Origin of the sequence: Actinoplanes couchii, from assembly GCF_016862075.1 — a bacterium.
GTDB lineage: Bacteria > Actinomycetota > Actinomycetes > Mycobacteriales > Micromonosporaceae > Actinoplanes > Actinoplanes couchii.
Map to the genome: position 1 here is coordinate 63,392 of NZ_BOMG01000044.1, position 20,914 is coordinate 84,305.

16 protein-coding genes, 3 tRNA genes and 1 pseudogene are annotated in these 20,914 nt (G+C 71.2%); 7 read left to right on the forward strand and 13 right to left on the reverse strand.

Translation table 11 applies throughout. From position 1 onward, the window contains the following. Position 1 precedes the first annotated feature (1 nt). Positions 2–1,165 (reverse strand): acyl-CoA dehydrogenase family protein, encoded by a 1,164-nt coding sequence (locus Aco03nite_RS16750; RefSeq protein ID WP_203796274.1) that lies wholly within the window; start codon positions 1,163–1,165, stop codon positions 2–4. A 106-nt stretch (positions 1,166–1,271) separates the two neighbouring features. Between Aco03nite_RS16750 and Aco03nite_RS16755 the strand changes: the two genes are divergently transcribed. Next, complete coding sequence (locus Aco03nite_RS16755; RefSeq protein ID WP_203796276.1) at positions 1,272–1,766, forward strand: MarR family winged helix-turn-helix transcriptional regulator; 495 nt, start codon at positions 1,272–1,274, stop codon at positions 1,764–1,766. Between the two features lie 26 nt (positions 1,767–1,792). Here the strand turns inward: Aco03nite_RS16755 and Aco03nite_RS16760 are convergent, their stop codons facing one another. The 5 genes from Aco03nite_RS16760 to Aco03nite_RS16780 form a co-directional block, all read right to left on the reverse strand. Further along, entirely contained in the window at positions 1,793–2,062 is a 270-nt protein-coding gene (locus Aco03nite_RS16760; protein WP_203796278.1) for a type II toxin-antitoxin system Phd/YefM family antitoxin, read from the reverse strand. A gap of 429 nt (positions 2,063–2,491) precedes the next feature. Next, positions 2,492–2,563, reverse strand: a tRNA-Val gene (locus Aco03nite_RS16765). A 26-nt stretch (positions 2,564–2,589) separates the two neighbouring features. Next, positions 2,590–2,660: transfer RNA gene (locus Aco03nite_RS16770), tRNA-Cys, on the reverse strand. Positions 2,661–2,698: 38 nt separating this feature from the next. Beyond that, positions 2,699–2,770, reverse strand: a tRNA-Gly gene (locus tag Aco03nite_RS16775). 107 nt (positions 2,771–2,877) lie between these two features. Next, entirely contained in the window at positions 2,878–3,063 is a 186-nt protein-coding gene (locus Aco03nite_RS16780; protein ID WP_203796280.1) for a hypothetical protein, read from the reverse strand. A gap of 322 nt (positions 3,064–3,385) precedes the next feature. Here Aco03nite_RS16780 and Aco03nite_RS16785 point away from each other — a divergent pair, with 322 nt between their 5' ends. From Aco03nite_RS16785 to Aco03nite_RS16795, 3 genes and pseudogenes are all read left to right on the forward strand, one after another. Next, positions 3,386–4,249, forward strand: a complete 864-nt coding sequence (locus Aco03nite_RS16785) for a hypothetical protein (RefSeq protein ID WP_203796480.1) — start codon at positions 3,386–3,388, stop codon at positions 4,247–4,249. A 249-nt stretch (positions 4,250–4,498) separates the two neighbouring features. Next, positions 4,499–6,793 (forward strand): putative bifunctional diguanylate cyclase/phosphodiesterase, encoded by a 2,295-nt coding sequence (locus Aco03nite_RS16790; RefSeq protein WP_203796287.1) that lies wholly within the window; start codon positions 4,499–4,501, stop codon positions 6,791–6,793. A gap of 295 nt (positions 6,794–7,088) precedes the next feature. Continuing rightward, a pseudogene (locus Aco03nite_RS16795) lies at positions 7,089–9,089 on the forward strand (ATP-binding protein); the annotation flags it as partial. 611 nt (positions 9,090–9,700) lie between these two features. Here the strand turns inward: Aco03nite_RS16795 and Aco03nite_RS52950 are convergent. From Aco03nite_RS52950 to Aco03nite_RS16815, 5 genes are all read right to left on the reverse strand, one after another. Then, positions 9,701–10,822, reverse strand: coding sequence for a dipeptidase (locus Aco03nite_RS52950; RefSeq protein WP_239145215.1), 1,122 nt, complete (start codon positions 10,820–10,822; stop codon positions 9,701–9,703). 218 nt (positions 10,823–11,040) lie between these two features. Next, positions 11,041–12,579, reverse strand: coding sequence for a hypothetical protein (locus tag Aco03nite_RS16800; RefSeq protein WP_203796289.1), 1,539 nt, complete (start codon positions 12,577–12,579; stop codon positions 11,041–11,043). Positions 12,580–12,606: 27 nt separating this feature from the next. Next, the gene (locus Aco03nite_RS16805) at positions 12,607–14,256 is read right to left on the reverse strand and encodes a carbohydrate-binding domain-containing protein (protein WP_203796290.1); all 1,650 of its coding nucleotides are present in this window, start codon (positions 14,254–14,256) and stop codon (positions 12,607–12,609) included. 2 nt (positions 14,257–14,258) lie between these two features. Further along, a complete protein-coding gene (locus Aco03nite_RS16810; RefSeq protein ID WP_203796291.1) occupies positions 14,259–15,011 on the reverse strand; it encodes a polyphosphate polymerase domain-containing protein in 753 nt (250 codons plus the stop codon). Then, positions 15,008–15,544, reverse strand: a complete 537-nt coding sequence (locus Aco03nite_RS16815; protein ID WP_239145216.1) for a DUF4956 domain-containing protein — start codon at positions 15,542–15,544, stop codon at positions 15,008–15,010. Before Aco03nite_RS16815 ends, Aco03nite_RS16810 begins: the two co-directional genes overlap by 4 nt. Before the next feature lie 243 nt (positions 15,545–15,787). On the opposite strand from Aco03nite_RS16815, the gene Aco03nite_RS16820 reads away from it, so the two are divergent. Together Aco03nite_RS16820 and Aco03nite_RS16825 are read left to right on the forward strand one after the other, a co-directional pair. Further along, positions 15,788–16,276, forward strand: a complete 489-nt coding sequence (locus tag Aco03nite_RS16820) for a winged helix-turn-helix domain-containing protein (protein ID WP_203796293.1) — start codon at positions 15,788–15,790, stop codon at positions 16,274–16,276. Next, positions 16,273–17,124, forward strand: coding sequence for a M23 family metallopeptidase (locus tag Aco03nite_RS16825; protein ID WP_203796294.1), 852 nt, complete (start codon positions 16,273–16,275; stop codon positions 17,122–17,124). The genes Aco03nite_RS16820 and Aco03nite_RS16825 overlap by 4 nt, the downstream gene beginning before the upstream one ends. A 36-nt stretch (positions 17,125–17,160) precedes the next feature. On the opposite strand, the gene Aco03nite_RS16830 is transcribed toward Aco03nite_RS16825, so the two are convergent. After that, complete coding sequence (locus Aco03nite_RS16830) at positions 17,161–17,958, reverse strand: endonuclease I family protein (protein ID WP_203796295.1); 798 nt, start codon at positions 17,956–17,958, stop codon at positions 17,161–17,163. An 89-nt stretch (positions 17,959–18,047) separates the two neighbouring features. Between Aco03nite_RS16830 and Aco03nite_RS16835 the strand changes: the two genes are divergently transcribed. Further along, positions 18,048–20,282, forward strand: coding sequence for a hypothetical protein (locus tag Aco03nite_RS16835; RefSeq protein WP_203796296.1), 2,235 nt, complete (start codon positions 18,048–18,050; stop codon positions 20,280–20,282). Between the two features lie 13 nt (positions 20,283–20,295). Here the strand turns inward: Aco03nite_RS16835 and Aco03nite_RS54695 are convergent, their stop codons facing one another. Beyond that, positions 20,296–20,760, reverse strand: coding sequence for a DUF6879 family protein (locus tag Aco03nite_RS54695; protein WP_373872604.1), 465 nt, complete (start codon positions 20,758–20,760; stop codon positions 20,296–20,298). Positions 20,761–20,914: the final 154 nt, after the last annotated feature.

Here is a 20,914-nt window from a genome sequence, read left to right on the forward strand (position 1 = left end):
CTCAGAAGTAGGTGTTGTCGGGCAGGTCGGAACCGTTGATCACGTGGTCGCCGATGACCCGCGCCTTGATCCGGGTGGAGTTGTGCGAGGCGAGCGTGCGGATGTTGCGCCAGTGCCGGTCCAGGTTCGCGCCCGCGCGGGTGGCGGACGCGCCGCCGACCTCGAACAGGGCGGTCGCGGCGTCCAGGGCCAGGCGCTCGACCGAGATCTTCGCCTCGGCCACCCGGCGGCCCGCCTCCTGTGCGGCGGTCCCGTCCAGCTCACCGGCGTGCAGCCGGGCGTCGACGTCGTCGAGCAGCGAGGCCGCGTCCAGGACGATCACCCGGGCCGCGTACGCCTTGCTCGCGATGTCACCGACCTGCTGCAACAGCACCGGGTCGTGGCGCGGCAGCTCGGTGGTGCCGTGGGTGATGCCCCGGCGGCGCCCGCGCAACAGGGTCTGCGCGTCGTTGCTAGCCGCCTCCAGGTTGCCCACCACCACGGCGGTGAGCCAGAGCTGCAGGAACGCGCCGATGGCCAGGCGGGGCGGCGGCTCGGAACCGGCGACGACCACCTCGTCCGTGGTGGCCGGCGTACCCGCGAAGTGAGTGGTGCCGCTGCCGCTGGCACGCTGGCCGAAACCGTCCCAGTCGTCGACGACCGTGATGCCGGGGCGGTCCAGCGGGATCAGCGCGCTGGCCGGGACGCCCTGCTCGGTGACGCCCCACACCCAGACGCGGTCGGCGTACAGCGTGCCGGTGGAGTAGAACTTGGTGCCGGTGATCGTCCAGCCGTCGCCGGTCCTGGTGAAAACGGTCGACAGGCCGGCAAAATCGCCCGCGGCCGCGCCGGTGGGCTCGGTGATCGCGTTACCGATCACACTGCCGTCGGTGATGGCTTGGAAGGCGCCGGACGGGGCGAACCGTAGCCCTTCGACGTAGGCGAAGTGCGCGCGCAGGGCCTGGGCCACGTTGGAGTCGGCCCGGGCGACGTCGATCAGCGCCTCGAAGACCCGGCGCAGGCTCGCGTCCGCCCCGCCGTGAGCACGCGGCACCCGTAGCGCCAGGAAGCCGGTGCCGCGCAGCCGGTCGACCACGTCGTGCGGACGCTCCGGCGCGGACTCACGCTCGGCGGAGCCGGCCTCCAGCTCGCTCAGCACGTCCTTCCACGGCTTCATTTGCATCATGAAAATGAACGCTACCAGCATCTCCTACAAAATCAATATGCTTACTGGGTACGAATGGCGAAGGGCTCTGCGGCAGTGCCTGAGCAAGGTCGGGCACGATGGCAGCATGGGAACGTCGGCCGACTCCGAGCTCGCCCGCATCCAGGAATCCATCGCCTGGCTCATCCGCCTCGGCGAATTCCACCGCTTCCACCGCGGCGAGGCAGGCGGCGGCCCGATGCTCGACCGCACCGCCTTCCTGCTGCTGTCCCGGCTGTCCGACGGCACCCCGCTCACCATGGGCGAGATCGCCGAACAGCTCGACATCACGCCGTCCACCGCCACCCGCCGTGTCGCCCCACTCGCCGACGCCGGCCTGGTCCGCCGGGACCGCCACCCCGACGAACACCGCACCGTGCACATCACCATCACCGAGGCCGGCCTGACCCGCGTCGAGGCGGTCCGCCAGGCCCGCGTCGAAACCTTGCGTCAAACGTTCCGGGACTGGTCCCCGCAGGACCTGAGCACCCTGGCGTCGACCATCGACCGCCTGACCAGAACCCTCGCCGTGGAACTGACCCACGACGACGACTTCGCCGAACGCCACCTACGCACAACCTGACGCCCGACGCCTGGCCCGCAGACCGCCTATCGGTCCCGGTAGTGGTAACGACAGGAGAGGATCTCCACCTCACCCGCCGAACCCTCCGTCTCCGCCATCCGGCGGCGCAACTCGCGCCCGTTGGCCCCACGAGACAGATACTCGGCCTCTTTCCAGGCGTCGTAGTCGCTCTTCGGCATGATCACCATGGGCTCGTGGCCGCTACGAGTGACAACAAGGTGCCCGGCATCGCTCTCGATGGCGTCGAAGACATTCGCGAGATTCGCCCGCAGATCAGAAGCGGTGATGACCTTCACAAATCCCGGCCGGTGCGAACGTCCCAGAGGTGGACGGTGCCGTCGCTGGTGGCCAGGAGTGACCCGTCCCCCAGGGGTCTACCCGGCGCCGCCATCCCGAACGGACGGCCGGAACCTGAACCCACCCGACAACAGCGCAGAGTCGCCGGTGAGGCACGGATCGATCCACCCGACCGCGAGTGGCAATGATGCGGGGCTTCCGGGGGATCGGCACCCGGAGTCGTCGAGGCAAGGATCGAACCACCCGACCGTAGCGGTCGTGATGCGGAGCCTCTGAGGGCTCGCCACCCGGAAGTCGTCGAGGCGCGGATCATTCCACCCGACCGTGAGCGGTCGTATTGCGGGGCTTCCGGGGGATCGGCACCCGGAGCAGAAAAGACGAGTGGCCGCGGCCCGCGCTTTCCGCGGACACACGGCCCCTGTCACACGTGGGCGATACTGGGATCGAACCAGTGACCTCTTCCGTGTCAGGGAAGCGCGCTCCCGCTGCGCCAATCGCCCTTGCTCTTGCCCCTTACGAGGCAGCGAGGTGGAGACGGGATTTGAACCCGTGTACACGGCTTTGCAGGCCGTTGCCTCGCCTCTCGGCCACTCCACCGAGGCGGCCGATGCAAGGATCAGCAACAGCCTTCTCCGAGCGGAAGACGGGATTCGAACCCGCGACCCTCACCTTGGCAAGGTGATGCGCTACCACTGCGCCACTTCCGCATTTCTCGCCGCCCGGTTTCCCTGGCGACGGATGAAACATTAGCCGAGCCTCCGAGCGGGTGCCAAAGCACCCCCCGACTTCTCTGCTCCGCCGCAGGTCAGAGCACTTACGACGACTCCATCAGGCGACGGATCTCGGCGAGCAGCTGGGCCTGGAACGCGGCGACACTGCCGTCGGCCACCCCCACCCGGTAGTCGGGTCCGGTCTCCGGGTCGGTCGACCGCACCAGACTGCGGACCCCGGCCTCACCGTCGGCGTGGCCGGCCGCGTACGCGGCGAATGCCTCTTCCATGGGTACCTCCCTCTCGAACACGCGACAATCTCGCACGCCGGAGCCCTGCCGCAGTACGGCCGCGCGTCGCAGGAAACCCACCCGAAAGGGCAAAACCCTAAGGTGCCGGGCACGTCAGCCGAAAGGTCAAAACCCCCAAATCTCGGACACCCTTTCGCGTACGGGGTCACCTCCGGGATCCGACCCGGACCGCCTCGACCTGGGTGTCTGTGAAGGTGTTCAGCGGACAGTTCCGGTTGACAGAGGTTTCCTGATTCGGACACAGAGTTCGCACAAGGTGGCTCCGCACGATGGTCTTCGCCGACCTGCCTAGGAGCACTCGATGACGAAGAACGACCAGCTCACCACCACCGCCGCCCTCACTCCCGCGCATGCCGGCGCGGAAGCGCCCACCGAGGCACGTGATCCATGGGCCGAGACCGCCGGCCCCGCCACCACGGCCACCGAGGTCATCACCTCGGGCGGGGGTGACGCCTTCCGCAACGAGGACTCCTTCCGGAAGGACTACGCCCTCCTCACGGACGACACCAGGCACGACATCAAGGACGACAGGAGGGACGACACCCTTCTTCAGGAGAACGTCCTCCCCAAGAACGACACCGCGATCATCACGCCGATGCCAGCAAGCCCGTTCCCGGCCGCCGCGGTCACACCCGTGACCGCGCTTCCGGCTGACTCAGGGGCGGCTGGGTCGGGGGCCTCGACGGTTGCGGAGGTGCCGGCCGCTGGGCTGCCGGGGGTTGGGCCGCTTCCGGTGGGCGGTGGGGAGAGCGGGACCGCCGGTGGGTCGGCGGGTGGGCCTACCGCGGGGCCGCCGCCTCAGCAGTGGCAGGTTCCGCCGCCCGCCACCGGTAGACCGAAGATCGCCAAGAGTCCGAAGCTGGTTCTGGTCGCTGCCGTTCTGGTCACCGCGATCGCCAGTTCGGGGATCACCGCGGGGATCATGTCGGCGCTCGGCGGGTCCACTCCGGCGGTGGCCACCCAGGACGGCACCAGCCAGCAGGGTGGGCCGGGCGGCGGCTTCGGCGGCGGGCCCGGCGGTGGCGGAATGCCGGGTGGCGGCGGGATGCAGGGCGGCCCCGGCGGCGGAATGCAGCAGGATTCGTCCGGCACAGATCAAGGCACAGACCAGGGCACGGGCCAAGGCACCGACCAGGGAACCCAGCAGAGCACGACCGGCACCTGACCAACGTCAGCGCGGCGGCACCGACTCAAAAAGCGGCCCCACCGCCCGAAACGCCCCGCGGACCGAAACGGCCCGCGGACCGAACGCGGCAGGGACGGTCGGCCGCGGGGCGAGTGACTGAAAACGGCAGGGACCGTGGCCGGAGCGTTCGCACGGACGCTCCGGCCGCGGTGTTTGCACTGGGGCAAACAAGACAGATCCGGCAGGGATTTCGATAAGGCACCACGGACCGGCGCCGATAAAGGGCCCATGACCCACGTCCCAGCCCTCGATCAGGCGCATGAGAACCGGACACCCTCCGAGTTCTGGGTGCACCTCGGGCTCAACGCGGCACTGATCACGGTTCTGCTGACCGGCCCGGGCTGGGCCGCCGCCCCGGCCATGGCCCTGTGCCTCGTTCTGGGAGTGACCGCGATCCATCGGGGACCGCGCCGTCACCAACCGAGCGACGATGTTCCGTGGCGGCACATCCGTACCGCCTCCTGGTTCTTCATCATCAGTAGCCTGATGCGGATCGTCCGGGAGTCGGGTGGGCTGCCGGACTGGCTGCGCCTGCTGCCGGATCTGGTCACCGTTCCGGCGTATCTGCTGGTCGGCATGGGTTTCGCCGGGATGCTGCGGCGCCGCCGGGCGTTCGAGGACGACACGGCACGGATCGACGCGCTGATGGTCGGGCTGGCCACCGCCTTCCTGACCTGGACGTTCCTGATCGCCCCGAACGTGAGCGCGGTCCTGACCGGCCCGCAGGTGGTGAACGTCCTCTTCCCGGTCTTCGACGTCAGCATCCTGGTGCTGGCGGCCCGGATGCTGCTGTCCCGCGGTGGCCGGCAGCCGGCACTGTGGATGATGATCTTCGCAAGCGTCGCCCTGTTCATCGGTGATCTTCTCTACTGCCTGCGGGTGGCCCTGCTGGTCGCGGTGCCGGAGCAGGCGATCAACGTCTTCCTGCTGCTGATGTTCGCCCTGCTGACCGGCGCGTCGCTGCATCCGTCGATGCGGGAGCTCACCGAGCCGCAGCAGGGTGGCGAGCAGCGGGATCTGACCCGTCTGCGGACCGTGCTGATCGGGGTCATGGTGATCGTCCCGGTGGCGCTGACCGCCCTCGTGCCGGACGGGTCGACCGCGAGCAACCTGATGCGGGCCGCCCTCTGTGTCTCGCTGGTGCTGACCGTGCTGGCCCGGGTGATCCGGTCGAACAATCTGCAGGCGCGGGCCGAGCGGATCAGCCGCCGCCGGGTCACCCACGACACGCTCACCGATCTGCCGAGCCGGGAGCTGCTGACCGAGACGGTGGACCGCTGGATCGCCCGGACCGGCGCCGAGCGGACCGAGGTCGGCCTGCTCTTCATCGGCCTGGACCGGTTCAAGATGGTCAACGACAACTGGGGGCACCCGGTCGGTGACGAGATGCTGCGTGCGGTCGGGGTGCGGCTGACCGAGCTGGTCCGCGCGGAGGACATGGTGGGCCGGGTCGGCGGCGACAAGTTCGTGATCGCGGTGGCCGGGCCGGCGCACGAGCGGCTGGCCGAGTCGCTGGCCGAGCGGCTGCTGTCCGCGTTCACCAGGCCGTTCCCGCTCTCCATCGGCGAGGTCGTCAACTCGGTGTCGATCGGGGTGGCGAAGTCGGGCGGTGGCACCAGCGGCCGGGAGCTGATCCGGGACGCGGACACCGCGATGTACAAGGCGAAGACCGACGGCCGCAACACGTACGCGATGTTCGACGTCTCGATGCACGCCCAGGTCGCCGGCCGGGTACGGATGGAGCAGGCGCTGCGCGGGGCGGTGGGCCGGGGCGAGCTGGCCGCGCACTTCCAGCCGATCATCGACCTGGCCTCCGGCGAGCTGGACGGGTTCGAGGCGCTGATGCGCTGGCGTTCGCCGGAGCTGGGTAACGTGTCGCCGGTGGAGTTCATCCCGATCGCCGAGGAGACCGGCATGATCGAGGAGATGGGCGCGTGGCTGCTGCGGGAGTCGGTCCGTCAGCTGGGTGAGTGGACCGCCCAGCGGGGGCCGGACGCCCGCCCGTTGCACGTGTCGGTGAACGTCGCGGTGCGTCAACTTCGGGACGGTTCGCTGGTACGCCTGGTCGACGACGCGCTCCGGGAGAACGCTCTGCCCCCGGAGGCGCTGTGGCTGGAGATCACCGAGTCGGGTGTGATGGAGGACCTGGAGTCGGCCCTGCTCACCCTGAACGCGCTGCGGACGATGGGTGTCACGCTCTGCATCGACGACTTCGGCACCGGCTATTCGTCGCTGAGCTACCTGAACCGGCTGCCGGTCGGCATCGTGAAGATCGACCGCTCGTTCATCAACGAGGTCGGCGAGAACGGTGTGAACGAGCCGATCGTCCGCGCGGTCCTGGCGATGACCCGGGCGATGGGGCACCGGGTGGTGGCCGAGGGTGTGGAGACCGAGGTGCAGCGGGACTGGCTGCGGGAGCAGGGATGCGACCTGGTGCAGGGCTGGTACTACGGCAAGGCGGACCTTCCGGCGAACCTGACCGGCTGGATCGAGCGGAGGTCACCGGCTCTGGCGGAGGCGTAGCGGGCGCATCTAATGTGGAGCTGTGCGTTTCCGGCTGCTGGGCCCGGTCGAGGCTTCCGAGCAGCTGGGCGCGCTCAAGCAGCGGCACCTGCTCGCCGCGCTGCTCTTCGACGGCGGGCATCCGGTCACCTTCGAGACCCTGATCGACAGGTTGTGGGGTGACGATCCGCCGGCCGACGCCCGCGGCGCCCTCTACGGTTACGTGGCCCGCCTGCGCCGGGTCGTCAAGGACAGCACCGGGGTCACCCTGGTCCGCTGGTCCGGCGGTTACACGCTGCGGGTTCCGGACGGGGCGGTGGACCTGTTCCGGTTCCGGGAGCTGCTGGAGACGGCCCGGAGCGCCGGGCCGGACGAGCGCCTCGCCGCCCTGGACGAGGCGCTCGGCCTGTGGCGGGGTGAGGCGCTGGCCGGGCTGCCCGGCGCGTGGGCGCAGCGCACCCGGGAGAGTCTGGAGCACAGCAGGCTGGCGGCACTGGCCGACTGGGCGACCGTCGCGCTGTCCCGGGGCCGGCAGGCCGAGGCCACCGAGCGGCTGGCCGCCGCCCTGGCGCAGGACCCGTTGAGCGAACCCCTGATCGCGGCGCTGATGCGGGCGCTGCACTCGTCCGGACGTACGGCCGAAGCCCTTGATCTGTTCGCTCGAAGCCGCAACCGGATCGCCGAGGAGCTGGGCGCCGAACCCGGGCCGTTGGTGCGCGAGGCGCACACCAGCGTGTTGCGCGACCCGGTCGCACCCGTCCGGACGGCCGCGCCGTTCCTGTTGCCGCCCGACCTGCCGGACTACACCGGGTTCGCCGGGCCGGCCGCCGGCGCCGTCACCGAGCTGCGCGGTTCGGCGACCAGCCCGGTGGTGGTCGTGTCCGGGCCGGGTGGGGCGGGCAAGACGGCGTTCGCGGTGCACGTGGCGCACGCGGTGCGCGAGCGGTACCCGGACGGGCTGCTGTTCCTCAACGTGGGTGGCGCCGACCCGCTGGAGCCGGCCGAGGCGCTGAGCCGGCTGCTGCGGATGCTGGGTGTCACCGACGCGGACGCGCAGGGCAACGCCGACCTGCGGGAACGGGAGGCGCGGTACCGGGCGGCGCTGGCCGGCCGCCGGGTGCTGGTGGTGGTCGACGACGCGGTGGGGGCCCGGCAGATCCATCCGTTCCTGCCCGGTGACGCCGGTTCGGCGCTGCTGGTGACGAGCCGGAACCGGCTGGTGACGCTGCCCGCGACCCATCGGGTGGAGCTGGGCACGATGTCCGTCGGCGAGGCCCGGGAGCTGCTCACCCGGGTGATCGGCGTGGGCCGGGCGGACGCCGATCCGGCGCAGACCCACCGCCTGATCCGGCTCTGCGCCCGGCTGCCGCTGGCGGTCCGGGTGGCCGGGGCCCGGCTGGCGGCCCGGCCGCACTGGTCGGTGGCGCAGCTCGCCGACCGGCTGGACGACGAACGGCGGCGCCTCGACGAGCTGGCCGTCGACGACCTGGAGGTGCGGGCCGGCATCGCGGTCGGTTACCGCGGGCTGAGTCCGCGGGCGCAGGCCGCGTTCCGGGCGCTGGGCTGCCTGGATCCGCCGGTGGTCACCGCGCTGACCCTGGCCGCGCTGCTGGACACCACTCTGGACGAGGCCGACGACCTGGCCGAGGAGATCACCGACGCGCGGCTGCTGGACGTGGTCGGCGCCGACGGGCAGTGCACCCGCTACCGGATGCACGATCTGGTCCGGCTCTACGCCGGGGAGCTGGCCGACGGCGCCCGGGACACCGTCACCGGCGCGGTCGCCGCCCAGTTGCGGCTGGTCGAGCATCTCGCGCACCAGCTGCCGGTGGCCACCCCGCGGCTCTACCACCCGGACGGGCTGCCCGAGCCGCGTGACCACTGGACGGCGACGATCGCCCGGCTCGACCTGCGCGAGTGGTTCGACGCCGAGGAGCCGGCCCTGATCGCCGCCGTCGAACGGGCCGCCGCGCTGGACCTGGTGGCCCCGGCGTGCGGGCTGGCCGACGCGCTGGTGTTCGCCTCGTTCGCGGCCCGCAACAACTTCGACGGCTGGGAGCGCACGCACACCGCGGCGAGCGCCGCCGCCCGCCGGGCCGGGGACCGGCTGGCCGAGGCGGCGATGGAGTGCGGGATCGGTCAGCTGCGGTACGCCCAGGACCGGTTCCCCGAGTCGCGCCGGCACTTCTCCCGGGCCGCCGCCCTGTTCGAGTCGGCCGGTCACGACCGGGGTCAGGCGGTGGCGCTGAACGGTCTCGGCACGGTCGGCCGGGAACTCGGCGAGCACGCGGTGGCGCTGCCGCAGATCAACCGGGCGCGGGACATGCTGGACCGGCTCGGTGACGTGGCCGGGGTGGCGCACGCCCACTACAGCCTCGGGTTCGCGCACCGGGAACTGGGCGACGACGAGATCGCGCTAGGGCATCTCGGCGCCGCGCTGGACCGGTACCGGCGGCTCGGCCACCGGCGCGGCGAGCTGGTCGCGATCCGCGGCATGGGGCTGGTGCACCGGGCCCGCGGCGAACTGGACGAGGCGGCCGAACTCTGCGGCGCCGCGCACGTCATCGCCACCGGGATCGGCGACACGCATCTGGCCGCGTACACCGCGCAGGCGCTGGCGAAGGTGTGGATCCGGCAGGGTGATCCGGAGCGCGGGCGGGAGCCGTTGCGGGTGGCGCTGGCGGCCACCACCGGACGGCACGACGGGCACGGGACGGCGCTGGTCACCCGTACCATCGGCGAACTGCATCTGGCCGCGGGCCGGGTCGCGGACGCCGCCGGATTGCTGGAGTCGGCCGCCGGGCAGTGGCAGGCGATCGGGATGCGGCTGCCCCGGGCCCGGACGCTGCGGGATCTCGGCGCGGCCCGGTGCGCGACGGGCGACCACGAGACCGCGCATCGACACTGGGCCGCTGCCGCGGAGACCTTTCACGCCCTCGGCGTACGCGAGAAGGACGAGCTGACGTCGTGGCGGGCCGGCTTCGGTTGTGACTGCCCCGACTCGGCGGTCCGCAGCACCCGCAGCACGTTGCCGCCGGCCAGCGCGGCCAGTTCGGCGTCCGACCACCGGCGGGCGGCCAGCTCCCCGAACAGTCTCGGGTAACCGGTCACGTCGTCCAGCCCGGCCGGCATCTCCCCGCAGCCGTCGAAGTCGCCGCCCAGCCCGACGTGCTCGACCCCGGCCACCTCCCGGACGTGTTCGACGTGGTCGGCGACGTGTTCCACGGTCACCGGCGGGACCGGGCCGGTGCGGTGCCGTTCCCAGGCCCAGCGCTCCGCCGACAGGAACGCCGGCACGAACGTCACCATGCACACCCCGCCGTTGCCGGGCAGCCGGGCCAGCACGTCGTCCGGCACGTTGCGCGGGTGGCCGCAGATCGCCCGCGCCGACGAATGACTGAAGATCACCGGGGCGCGGGTGGCGTCCAGGGCGGCACGCATAGTGGTGTCGGCGACGTGCGACAGGTCGACGAGCATGCCGATCCGGTTCATCTCGGCCACCACCTCGCGGCCGAAGTCGCTGAGCCCGCCGACCCGGGGCACGTCGGTGGCGCTGTCCGCCCAGCCGGCGTTCTGGTTGTGGGTCAGGGTCAGGTAGCGGACGCCCAGCTCGTACAGCATCCGCAGGACGGCCAGCGAGTCGCAGATGCTGTGCCCGCCCTCGGCCCCGATCAGGCCGGCGATCCGGCCGGCCCGGAACGCCGACTCCAGTCCGCCGGCGGTCGTCACCAGCTCCAGCCGGTCCGGGAACCGGCGGTGCATCTCCCGGACCAGGTCGATCTGCTGCAGCGTGCGCACCACGGCCGCCGCCGGGGGCAGGTCACCCGGCACGTAGACGGACCAGAACTGGGCGCCGACCCGCCCCGCCGCCAGCCGGGGCAGATCGGTGCGGGTCAGCGGCTGGTGCCGGTCCAGCGCGAACTTCTCCAGCGCGGCCGGCGACACCGCCTCCCCGGCCAGGACCCGTAACGCGTCCGGCAGGTCGTTGTGCCCGTCGATCAGTGGACTCCCGGTCAGCAGCCGGGTGATCCGGTTACTCCACATGCTCATCCCCGTGCGGTCTGCGTAGGCAGGACGCGGAAGGTGCGGGATCCCCCCTTGACTGCCGATCCCGCACTTCCCGCGTCCTACGGCCAGCCTGCCAGCCCCTTCTACCAACTTTCTGGCACGTTTCTGTCAGAGCGCGTCAGGGTCGGCGCCCCAGCTGCGGAACTGGGCCCGGGCGTGGCGTTCGGAGCGGATCAGTAGGCGGGCGCGGCCGCCGGGGCTCACCGCGGATCTGCTGGTGCCGGGCCTGGTACCAGATCCGTCAGGACGCTGACCAGGCGCTCGTCCTCGCGCACGCTGCGGCTGGGGAACGGGCGGCGCGGGTCGTCGCGCAGCGCGGTCAGGGCGGGCAGGTGCGGCCGGATCAGGTCGCCGGTCCCGGCCAGCCAGGCGAGTTCCCGCAGGCCTCCGGCCAGCACGAGGAAGCGGTTCATCAGGTCCGCGGCGAGTTGCGGGTCGCGGTCCCCCGACAACCACCGGAGCCTGCTGCGGTACGCCGTGACCGCCCCGTCCGCGAGCCCCTTCGGAATCGGCAGGGGCGGATCCTGCTCGGCCAGGTACCGCTGCGCGACCGGGTGATCGAACTCGGCCATCAGCACGGCCACCGCTTCGTCCACAGTGCTGCCGCACCGCAGCAGGGCCACGGCCGCCTGGATCCGGCGTACCCGATCATTCGTGGTGTCCCGCATCTCGGTGACCAGCAGCTCTTCCGCCGCGACCACCGCCGGCCCGATCCCGGCGAGGATCTCCGTGATCGCGTTCTGTTCCACACCGGCGGCGTGCAGATCGACGAGCGCCGGGATCAGCGGCGCCGCGGTCGCACCCCATCGCCGCCGCAGCGCGTGGAGGATCGCCGGCACCTCCCGCCGGGCGCGCAGGTGACCGGCCACGTCGTCGGCGATCTCGGCGGCGCACCAGGTGGCGTCCTCCAGATACCCCTGCACCGAGCCGAAGGGGTGCGGCGCGGCGAGGAACTCGCGCAGCGCTTCGACGGCTTCCGGCCGCCGGCCGGCGATCAGGGTGGCCAGCGCCGACGAACTGCCGGTCGCCCGGTAGAAGTCGCTGATCACGTCGAGATGATCGCCGGTCGCCGCGCCGGCCGAACGGAGCGCGTTCATGGCCGCCGGGCGCACCCCGATCGGCGCTTCGGTCAGGAGGGCGGCCAGCACCGGGGCGAACCGCGCCGGGGCGGGCCGCCAGTCCTCGATGATCCGCCGGCACTCGCCGAGGTTCCGGGACCGGACGGCCGGGGCCCGGTCCGGCCCGATCGCGGCCAGGAACATCGGGATCTGATCCGGTCGCCCGTCCATGGCCCGGCGGATGACCGTGCGCTGCAGGTAGCCGGTGGTCCCGTCGGCCAGGAACTCACCGAAGACCTCCGCACCGCGGCCGGAGCAGACCGCCGCCGCGAGCCGCAGCTCCGGATCGGGGCTGGTCAGGAACTCGGCGCCGATCGGCGGGTGCGGGCCGGGCGGGTCCAGGGCGTGCACCCGGTAGAGCGCCCGCACCCCGGCCTCGCCGCCGTGCCGGACGGCCGCCCGGGCCACCGCCTGGGCGAAATCGGTCACGGTCTGCCGGTCCGGCCAGTCGACGGACTCCTCGAGCAACTCCAGGGCCAGGGCGGCGACGCCGAGCCCGCCCGGGTCCGTCGCGCACCACTCGGCGAGCCGGGGCAGGACCGTGCGGCCGCGCCGGACGACGAGGAACCGGACGCGGCTGCGCCCGGCTCCCCGCAGTTCGTTCAGGAGATCATCGGTCATCAGGCGCCGACGATCCCACGGTCCGGCTCAGCGGGTTCCGGCGACCACCGTCGCGACCTGGGTGCCGGAGAGGGTGCCGCCGGTGTAGAGGCCGCCGCCGACCGCCGTGCCGGAGACCGATCCACCGGTGCGTACCGCATAGGTGGTGCCCCGGGTGATCTGGCTGGAGCTGAAGACGACGTGCTTGAACGCCTTCGTCGACTGGTAGGTGGCGATCTGTGTCCCGGACGTGGTGGCCAGGTGCACGATCGTGCCGGCCGGCTGGTTGGCGCTGAACGTGTACGACACCCAGCCCTGCCCGGAGCTGGGCAGCGTGCTGGTGCTGGCGCTGATCCCGGTGGAGTAGACGACACCGCCGGTGATGGTCAGCGCGCCGTTGGAGTCCAGCCCGCCCTCGCCGCCGCCCCGGGTCGGCGAGCCGGCGACGACCACGGTTCCGCCGCTGAGGGTGAGCGCCCCGTTGGAGTCCAGCCCGTCGGTGCCGCCGCTCACCACGACGGTGCCGCCGGAGACGCTGATCAGGGCGTTCGGCGAGTTCTGCATCTCGCCGTAGGCCGGGTCGGAGGCGTTGACCGCGTCATCGGTGGCGGTCGCCGAAACGTTGCCCCCGGTGATCAGGACCTTCAGGCCTTCGATTCCCTCGTACGAACCGGTCACGTTGACCGTGCCCGCGGAGATCGCCACGTTCGTCTCGGCGTGCACGCCGTCGTCCCCGCTGGCGATGGTGGTGGTCCCGCCGTCGACGGTGATGTTGCCGTCCGAGTGCAGGCCGTCGTCGGCGGCGTTGACCCCGACGGTCCCGTCGCTGACCACGGTGAGCACGCCGGCCTTGAGGCCCTTGGCGGAGCCGGTGCCGGTGGCCCGGGCGGTGATCGCGCCGCCGTTGACGATCACGTCGGTCGCGCCGGTGAGGGCGTCACCGACCGACGTGACGTTCACGGTTCCGCCGGTGACCGCGACGTACCCGCGGGTGGTGTCGGTGTCGTTGTCGGACTTGAGGCCGTCGCCGCCGGCGGTCGCGGTGATCGTGCCGCCGCTGACGATGACGTAGTCCTGACCGCGGATCGCGTCGTCGGGCGCCGTCACGGTGATGGTGCCGCCGGCGATGGCCAGGCCGTCCTTGGCGTTGATGCCGTCGTTGGCGTTGCCGGTGACGACGAGCGCGCCGGTGCCGGCGATGGTCAGATCGGCGGCCGAGGCGATCGGGCCGTCCGCGGAGGCGGTGCCGTCGGTGAGCCGGTTGGTGGTGCCGGCCTGCAGGAACAGCAGGACCTCGCCGGCGGCGACCACGTTGATCGCGCCGGTGCCGCCGGTGATCGTGACACCGTTGAGGATGATCCGGACCAGGCCGGAACCGGTGCTGTTGACCACGATCTGGCCGCTGGTGAGCGAGCCGCTGAACCGGTAGGTGCCGGCCGCCGTCACCGTCACCGTGCTGCCGGAGACGGTCACGTTCGAGCTGGTGGTGGTGGCGCTGGTGCCGGTCAGGGTGACCGCGGCCACCTCCGACTCGTTCCAGGTCAGGTCGGCCGCCTGCAGATGGGTGGCCTGGTTGGCGGCGATCGCGGCGGCGGCAGCGGGGCCTGCGGCCAGCGCGGGAGAGGCGGGGGCCACCAGCACGGCGAGTGCGGTGGCGGTCAGCGCCGCGGGAGCGACGAGACGGGGGATGCGAGGCATGTTCAGTCCTCTGTGACGGGGGTGAAGTGACGGCGCTTGAGTCGCCGCCACCTGACATCGGGCAGGCCGGGCTGCAAGGCGGTGAGCCCGGTGGCGTACTTGGAGATGCTGGTGGGCCGGTGCCCGGAGGCCCACAGCAGACGGTCGGCCGGGGAGGCGGCCGATCCGGTCTTGGTCTCGACCACCGCGACGTTCGGCACGCCCAGCTCCCGGCCGTCCACGCCGGCCCAGACCAGGTCGACGTCGACGGTCAGCCGCGAGTCGCCGGAGGCCTGGCAGAACGTGGTGCGCCGGTAGTGGGTGAGCAGGGTCGGCGCGAGGTCCCGGCGGTCGTCGTGCGCACCGAGGATGTCGTCGACGAACCAGCGGCCCGGTTCGACGGTGTCCTGGTCCTCGATCCGGTAGGGGAGCCGGTCCTTGACGGTGCCGCCGCGGTAGCCCTCGGTCTTGACCTCCAGCCAGCACAGCGACGAGTCCAGGTAGGTGCGGGTGCGCACCTTGAACCGCCGCCGCCGCTTGTAGGCGGTGAGCCGGAAACTGACCAGGTCGGGGGTGTCGAAGTAGACCGAGCGGTAGCGGAACGTGCGTTCGCCGTCGATCTCCAGCACCCGGGTGCCCGGGTCGAGGCGGGACATCAGGGCCTCGGCCTCGGCGAGCGGCAGCACGTACTTGCGGTCCACCCGGGTCTGCAGCTCGGCCGTCTCGGTGAGTTCGGTGAGCGTGATCGGGTCGAAGTGCGCGGTGGTCACGGTCACCGGCTCGCCCCCTCCAGGAGACGGGCCTTCTGGCTGTACGAGTACCGCACCTCGACCACGGTGGTCTCGTTGACGAGATCGACCCGTTCCACGGTGGCCTTGTGCACCCGGGCGCCGAGGATCCGTTCCAGCTGGGCGACCAGTGCGACCCGGTCGACGACCGCGTTGTCCAGCACCATGACCTGCCGCTGGTAGGAGCGGAACAGCCGGGGATGGTCGCCGAGATAGATGACGAGCAGGATCAGCGCCATCAGCGACGGGGCCAGCCAGACCGAGCCGCCGCTGAGTGGCCCGAGGATGCCGAGCGCCAGGGCCGAGAAGTAGTAGGCGACCTCGTGCTGGTCCAGTTCGGTGGACCGGAGCCGGATGATCGACAGGACGCCGAACAGGCCCAGTCCGAGGCCGGCGCCGACGGTGCTGGAGCTGAGTGATCCGGCCACCGCGAGAACGCCCACATTGACGCCGAGATAGGCGACCACCAGGTCCCGGCGCCGATGCCGGGGGAAGTAGAGCGCGAAGACGAGAACGCTCACAGCTACCAGATCTAGCGCGAAAAGCGCAAGCCGGGGCATAGTTGGCACGACCTCTCAGTGCGCCCGGCCGGAGCCCCCAGTGAACCCCATCCGGCCGGCGGGTTACGTATCGATGAACTTCGATCTAACCCTAGTTGGCACATAGGTGTTTATCTATCGAACAGAACCTCAGAGCTACCTCAGAGCCTGCTATGGCCCGGCTATGAGTTCTACGTTTCTACGTAATTACGTTATGGTTGAGGGGTGAGCGACACCGACCGCCTGGCCGCGCTGGAAGCCCGCGTGGCCGCTCTGGAAGCGCGTGACCAGGCACCGAACACCCCCGACGCGGACACGTTCTGGGCTCTCGAAGGCATGCTCGACCGGATCGAGGCGCCCGGCGCCGTCATGATCACCGGGCATGTGACGCTGCCCGACGAGCGGATCGCCCGCTGGCAGGAGACCGCCGGCACCGCGAGCCTGCTCGACGGCGACTGGTCCGCGCAGGTCACCGTCCTCACCGCCCTGGCCCACCCGACCCGCATCCGGCTGCTGCAGGAGGTGCTGCGCGGCGCCCGCAGCGCCGCCGACCTGGGGAAACTCGACGGGATGGGCACGAGTGGGCAGGTCTATCACCATCTGCGCCAACTGGTCGCCGCCGGCTGGCTGCACACCGTCGGCGGCGGGCGTTACGAGGTGCCCGCCGCCCGTGTCATCCCCCTGTTGACGACCCTACTGGGAGCCCGCCGATGAAACGCGCCGTCGCCCGTCACCAGACCCTGTGGATGCGCCTCTTCGTGGTGACCGTGCTCGCCCTGACATTCCTGCCGATCCCGGTCCCGTTCCTGTGGGACTGGGCGCTCACGCTGGGCCTGCTGACCCTGGCCATGGTCCGGGCGCCCCGCTCCACCACCCCCGCGGTCACCCTCGCCCCGCCGGTGGAGGGCCGCTGGGTGGCCATCAACAGCCCCGGCACCGCGGTCCCCAGCCACGGCATCCGGGCGTACGGCCAGACCTACGCCGTCGACCTGCTGATGCCCTCCGCCGAGGCCCCGTCGAAGATCAGCTGGTCCGTCAAGACCAAGGCCCCTTCGTCGTACGCCTGCTTCGGCGCTCCGGTCCTGGCCATGGCACCCGGCCGGGTGGTCCGGGCGGTGGGCACCCAGCGCGACCACCGCTCCCGCGACACGTGGCCGTCGCTGATCTGGATGATGACCGCGGAGGCGTTCGCCCGGGAGCTGGCCGGCGCCCACCGCATCCTCGGCAACCACGTGATCGTCGAACACGACGACGGCACTTTCGCGACGTACGCCCATCTCCGGAAGTCGTCTCTGAAAGTCGCCGAAGGCGATCGGGTGACCGAGGGCCAGCAGCTGGCCGAGGTCGGCAACACCGGCAACACCTCCGAGCCGCACCTGCACGTCCAGCTGACGGACAGCCCGCACCCGACCGCGACGGCGGGCATCCCGATGCACTGGCCCACCCTGGAGCCCGGGCCGGAGAAGGACCCCCGCTGGACCACCGGAGCCCCGAAACCCACCGCCCTGCCCGGCTTCCCGGAGAACGGCGAGGTCTTCACCGCCGACCGGGTCCGGAACTGACCCGGTCGGCAGCTTGACGTCCGACCCGCCGACAGGTCAGCTCCGGACCGCTCCGAAGATCGAGTCGACCCACTCCGGGTGATCGACGAACGGGTTCCGGTTGTGCTGGTAACGGTCGAAGATGATCTGGTTGCGCCGGCGTTCGAACTGGTCCGGCAGGTCCTGCCGGTTCCACTTCAGCAAGGCTGACACCCGGCCCATCCGCGGCTCACCACCGCGGCTGGTCCGGTCGTCGACCTCGAGATCGGCGAAGGTGTCGCCGCCCTCGTACCGCACCGCCATGTAGAAGATCATGCGAGCCACGTCGCCTTTGACCTCGTCCCGCGGTTCCCAGGAGTCGCGATCCATGCGGTTCTTCGTAGCGATCTCGACGGCGCTTCCGCCGTTGTCGAAGTCCAGATTGCCCCGGGTGCTGTTCACCGTCACGTCTTCGGGTCGCAGATGATGCAGGTCGGTTCCGGCCCCGGTACGGGTTCCGAACTGGCCGTGGGACTTGGCCCAGACGTGCTCACGGTTCCAGTCGCCCCGCCCTCCCCCGTTCCGCGCCTTGGACCGGCTGGTTCCGGAGTACAACAGGATCACGTTCGACGGATTCGCCGGGTCCTCGTCGGTCTCCTTGAGCGCCGCCCACACGCCCGCATATGGCAGTGCGGTCGCCCCGGTGGAGATGATCCCGTGCAGCGCGGTCTTCAGCCGCTCACCGGACAGTCCGGCGGCCGCCGCGTAGTAGTCGTCGTCGCGAGTGGTCGCCGCCGAGGCGCTGACCGGAAGCACGAGCGCGGCCAGTCCCACCAAGGTGGTGAGCGCACGTGCGGTGGTCGGAAAATTGATCACGCCGGGAAGATATCAGTCATAAACCTTTTAAACGCCAAGATCATACTAAAGGGGTATATTACGTCTAATGCGGACAAAGGGAGTGCGAGATGCCGTCGTCGGCCAGGGTCACCGAGCTACGGGTGCACGGGGTGGGTGGCACCACGCCCGACGCACTGCTCGGGACGACAGCCCACCAGCAGATCTGGGGTGACCGGATCGCCGGGTTCTACGCCGCCGACACCGATCAGCGGGGGCGCCGGGTCGAGGCGTACTGCTGGGGTGGGATGACCTCGCGCAGCAGCACCCGGGTGCTGTGGGTGCTGCTGTTCCCGTTCATGCTGGCGAACCTGGCCGGCTGGACCTGCTCGGCCCGGACCCGGGCGGACCGCTGGGCGTTCGCGGCGCATCGGGCGTGCGGGCGGCTGGCCGCGTTCGGCATCACCCTCAACCTGCTGCTGCTCGCCACGCTGGCGGCCATCGACATCTGGGCCTTCCAGTTCGGGCGGAACCCCGACCAGTCGTCCCGCTGGAGGCGGATCGCGAACGCCCCGCTCGGTGCCCTCGACCCCGGACCGCGGACGGTGGCCGGCGCCGCGCTGGTCGCCGTACTGCTCCTCACGCTGTGGCTGCTGTCGCGACAGGCCCTGCACCGCTACGAGGAGGTCGCCCCGGCCGATCCCGATCCCGAACGGTTCCGTGGAAGCGCCGCGGCCCGCCCGGACAGCGTCGCCGACCCACGGTTCTTCAACGGCGCGGAAACCGTGCACCGGCTGGGCCTCCTGCACCTGGCCGGCGGGCTCGCCTGGCTGGCCTGTGTGCTGTCCTGGCTGGCCGCAGGTCCGATCTGGCTGCCGCTGGAGATCACCGCCGCCGTACTCCTTTGCGGCACTCTCCTGCTGCTCGCCACCGAGACCGCCGGGAGCCGGCTGATCCTGCCGCTCGTCGTGGCGGCCGCGCTCCTGGTCTGCGTCGCCGCCGGATTCGCCTGGCAGTCCCACCCGGTGGCCGACGCCGACGGCAACATCCGGTACATGCGCGGCATCGCGATCGAGACCTTCTGGCTGATCGTCGTCCTGGTGATGGCCCGGCTGCCGGTCCTGGCCACGATCGCCCTGCTGCGGCGGGCCGGCATCCGGCGCGGCGCACCGGCCGCGACCGTGCGACGCGACGGCCCGCGCTGGTCGGCGGCCCCACTGATCGTCGCGGTGCTCGGCATGGTCAGCGTCAACGCCGCCGGCCTGGGCACCCTGGTCGGCATCGCGAGCTCGCTCGACCTGCCCGAGCGAGCGGTCTTCGATACGTTGCGCTGGCAGATCCCCTGGCTCGTCCTGGCGCCCGCCGCCCTGACCGTCGTCTTCCTGCTCGTCGAGCTGATCCGGTACGCCGCGGCGGGCGGCCGCCGGAACACCGCGCCGATCCTGGCCGAATACGCCGGCCGCACCGACGCCACACCCGCACCGGAACCGCCCTGGGACGCCTGGCGGTGCAACGCGCTACCCGTCGACGGCATCTGCGACGGCGAACTCCGGCGCCGGATGCGCTGGGCCCGCTCGGTCGCCCGCAGCCGGAGACTGGCCGGCTTCGCCCCCGACATCCGCTACCTGCTGGCCGGTCTCGTACTGGTCGGCACGGTGGTCATCGCCGGAATCCAGAACTCGATCGCCGGCGGCACCCCCTGGTCACCGGCGTTCGCCGTCACGCTGGCCGGGCTGATCCCGGTGGCCGGGGTGGCGCTGCTGCGCTGGGGCTGGGGCCAGCCGGACGCCCGCCGGTGGCTCGGGGTGCTCTGGGACGTGGGCACGTTCTGGCCGCGCTCGTTCCACCCGTTCGCCCCACCCTGCTACGCCGAACGCGCCGTACCCGACCTGCAACGCCGCATCCGCTGGCTGAACGACAACGGCGACCGGGTGGTAGTGGTCGCCCACAGCCAGGGCAGTGTGCTCGCCGCGTTGGCACTCGCCCAGCAGCCGGCCGGACAGCCGGCCCTGGCCACCTTCGGATCACCGTTGCGCAAGCTGTACGGGTGGGCGTTCCCCGCCTACATCCACGACGGCGTGCTGGCCCGCCTGCAGGAGTGGCGCAATTTCTCCTACCCGACCGACTACATCGGCGGCCCGGTAGGCCGTGACGACGTGGACGTTCCGCTACCGGACCCGGAGTCGTCCTGGTACACGGCGGGCGAGCCGATGCCCCCGCTACGCCGCCACACCGGTTACTGGTCCGACGAGGCCATGTGGACCCAGATCGACAGACTGGCCCAGCCGACCTCTCCCCAGCCGACCTGCCCCCAGCCGACCTCTCCCCAGCCGGCCGAGCTCACACCCACCCGGGAACCCCACTAGGCGAACCATCTCATCACCAAAGCCATGGTCCTGCGCCCGACCTTGCGAAAGCTCTGCCTACTTCGACACCGACCGCCCGATCCGGATGATCGGTCACTTCGCCTGCCTCGATGTTCCAGCGATCCAGCCGGATCAGGCGGCGCTGGTAATCAGTCAAAGGCTCGTCGACGATCCGGATCCGGGTCATCGGCCGCCCCGCCGTGGTGTGCCGGCGAACCAGTACGTACCAATCGGCCAGACCGGGATCGTTCTCCGGTTCCGGACCGGTCGGCTCAGCGTCGGATGGATTCCCAGCCGGACGTCGCCGAGCCCGACCGCCGATGGGAGACGGTCGAGCTGTGGTCGCATCACACTGGGCCAGAAACCTTCGGCTACGCAGCAGGCACTCGTCGGACCTCTTGCTGGTGTCGTAGAGGTAACGAACGCTGGGCTGCCGTTCGGCGGGCGCGGCGTCGATGCCCTCGACACCGCCATACATCTCAGGCGCCTGCTCCAGTAGGGCAGAGACGTTATGACGGGACGCCAGCCGCGCCCACCGTGATGCGGGGGTGCCCGAGGGCTCGGCCCCGGAGGGGAATAGAACGAAGGGCAGTGCGTCCGCACTTTCCGCGGATGCACTGCCCTTCGTCACT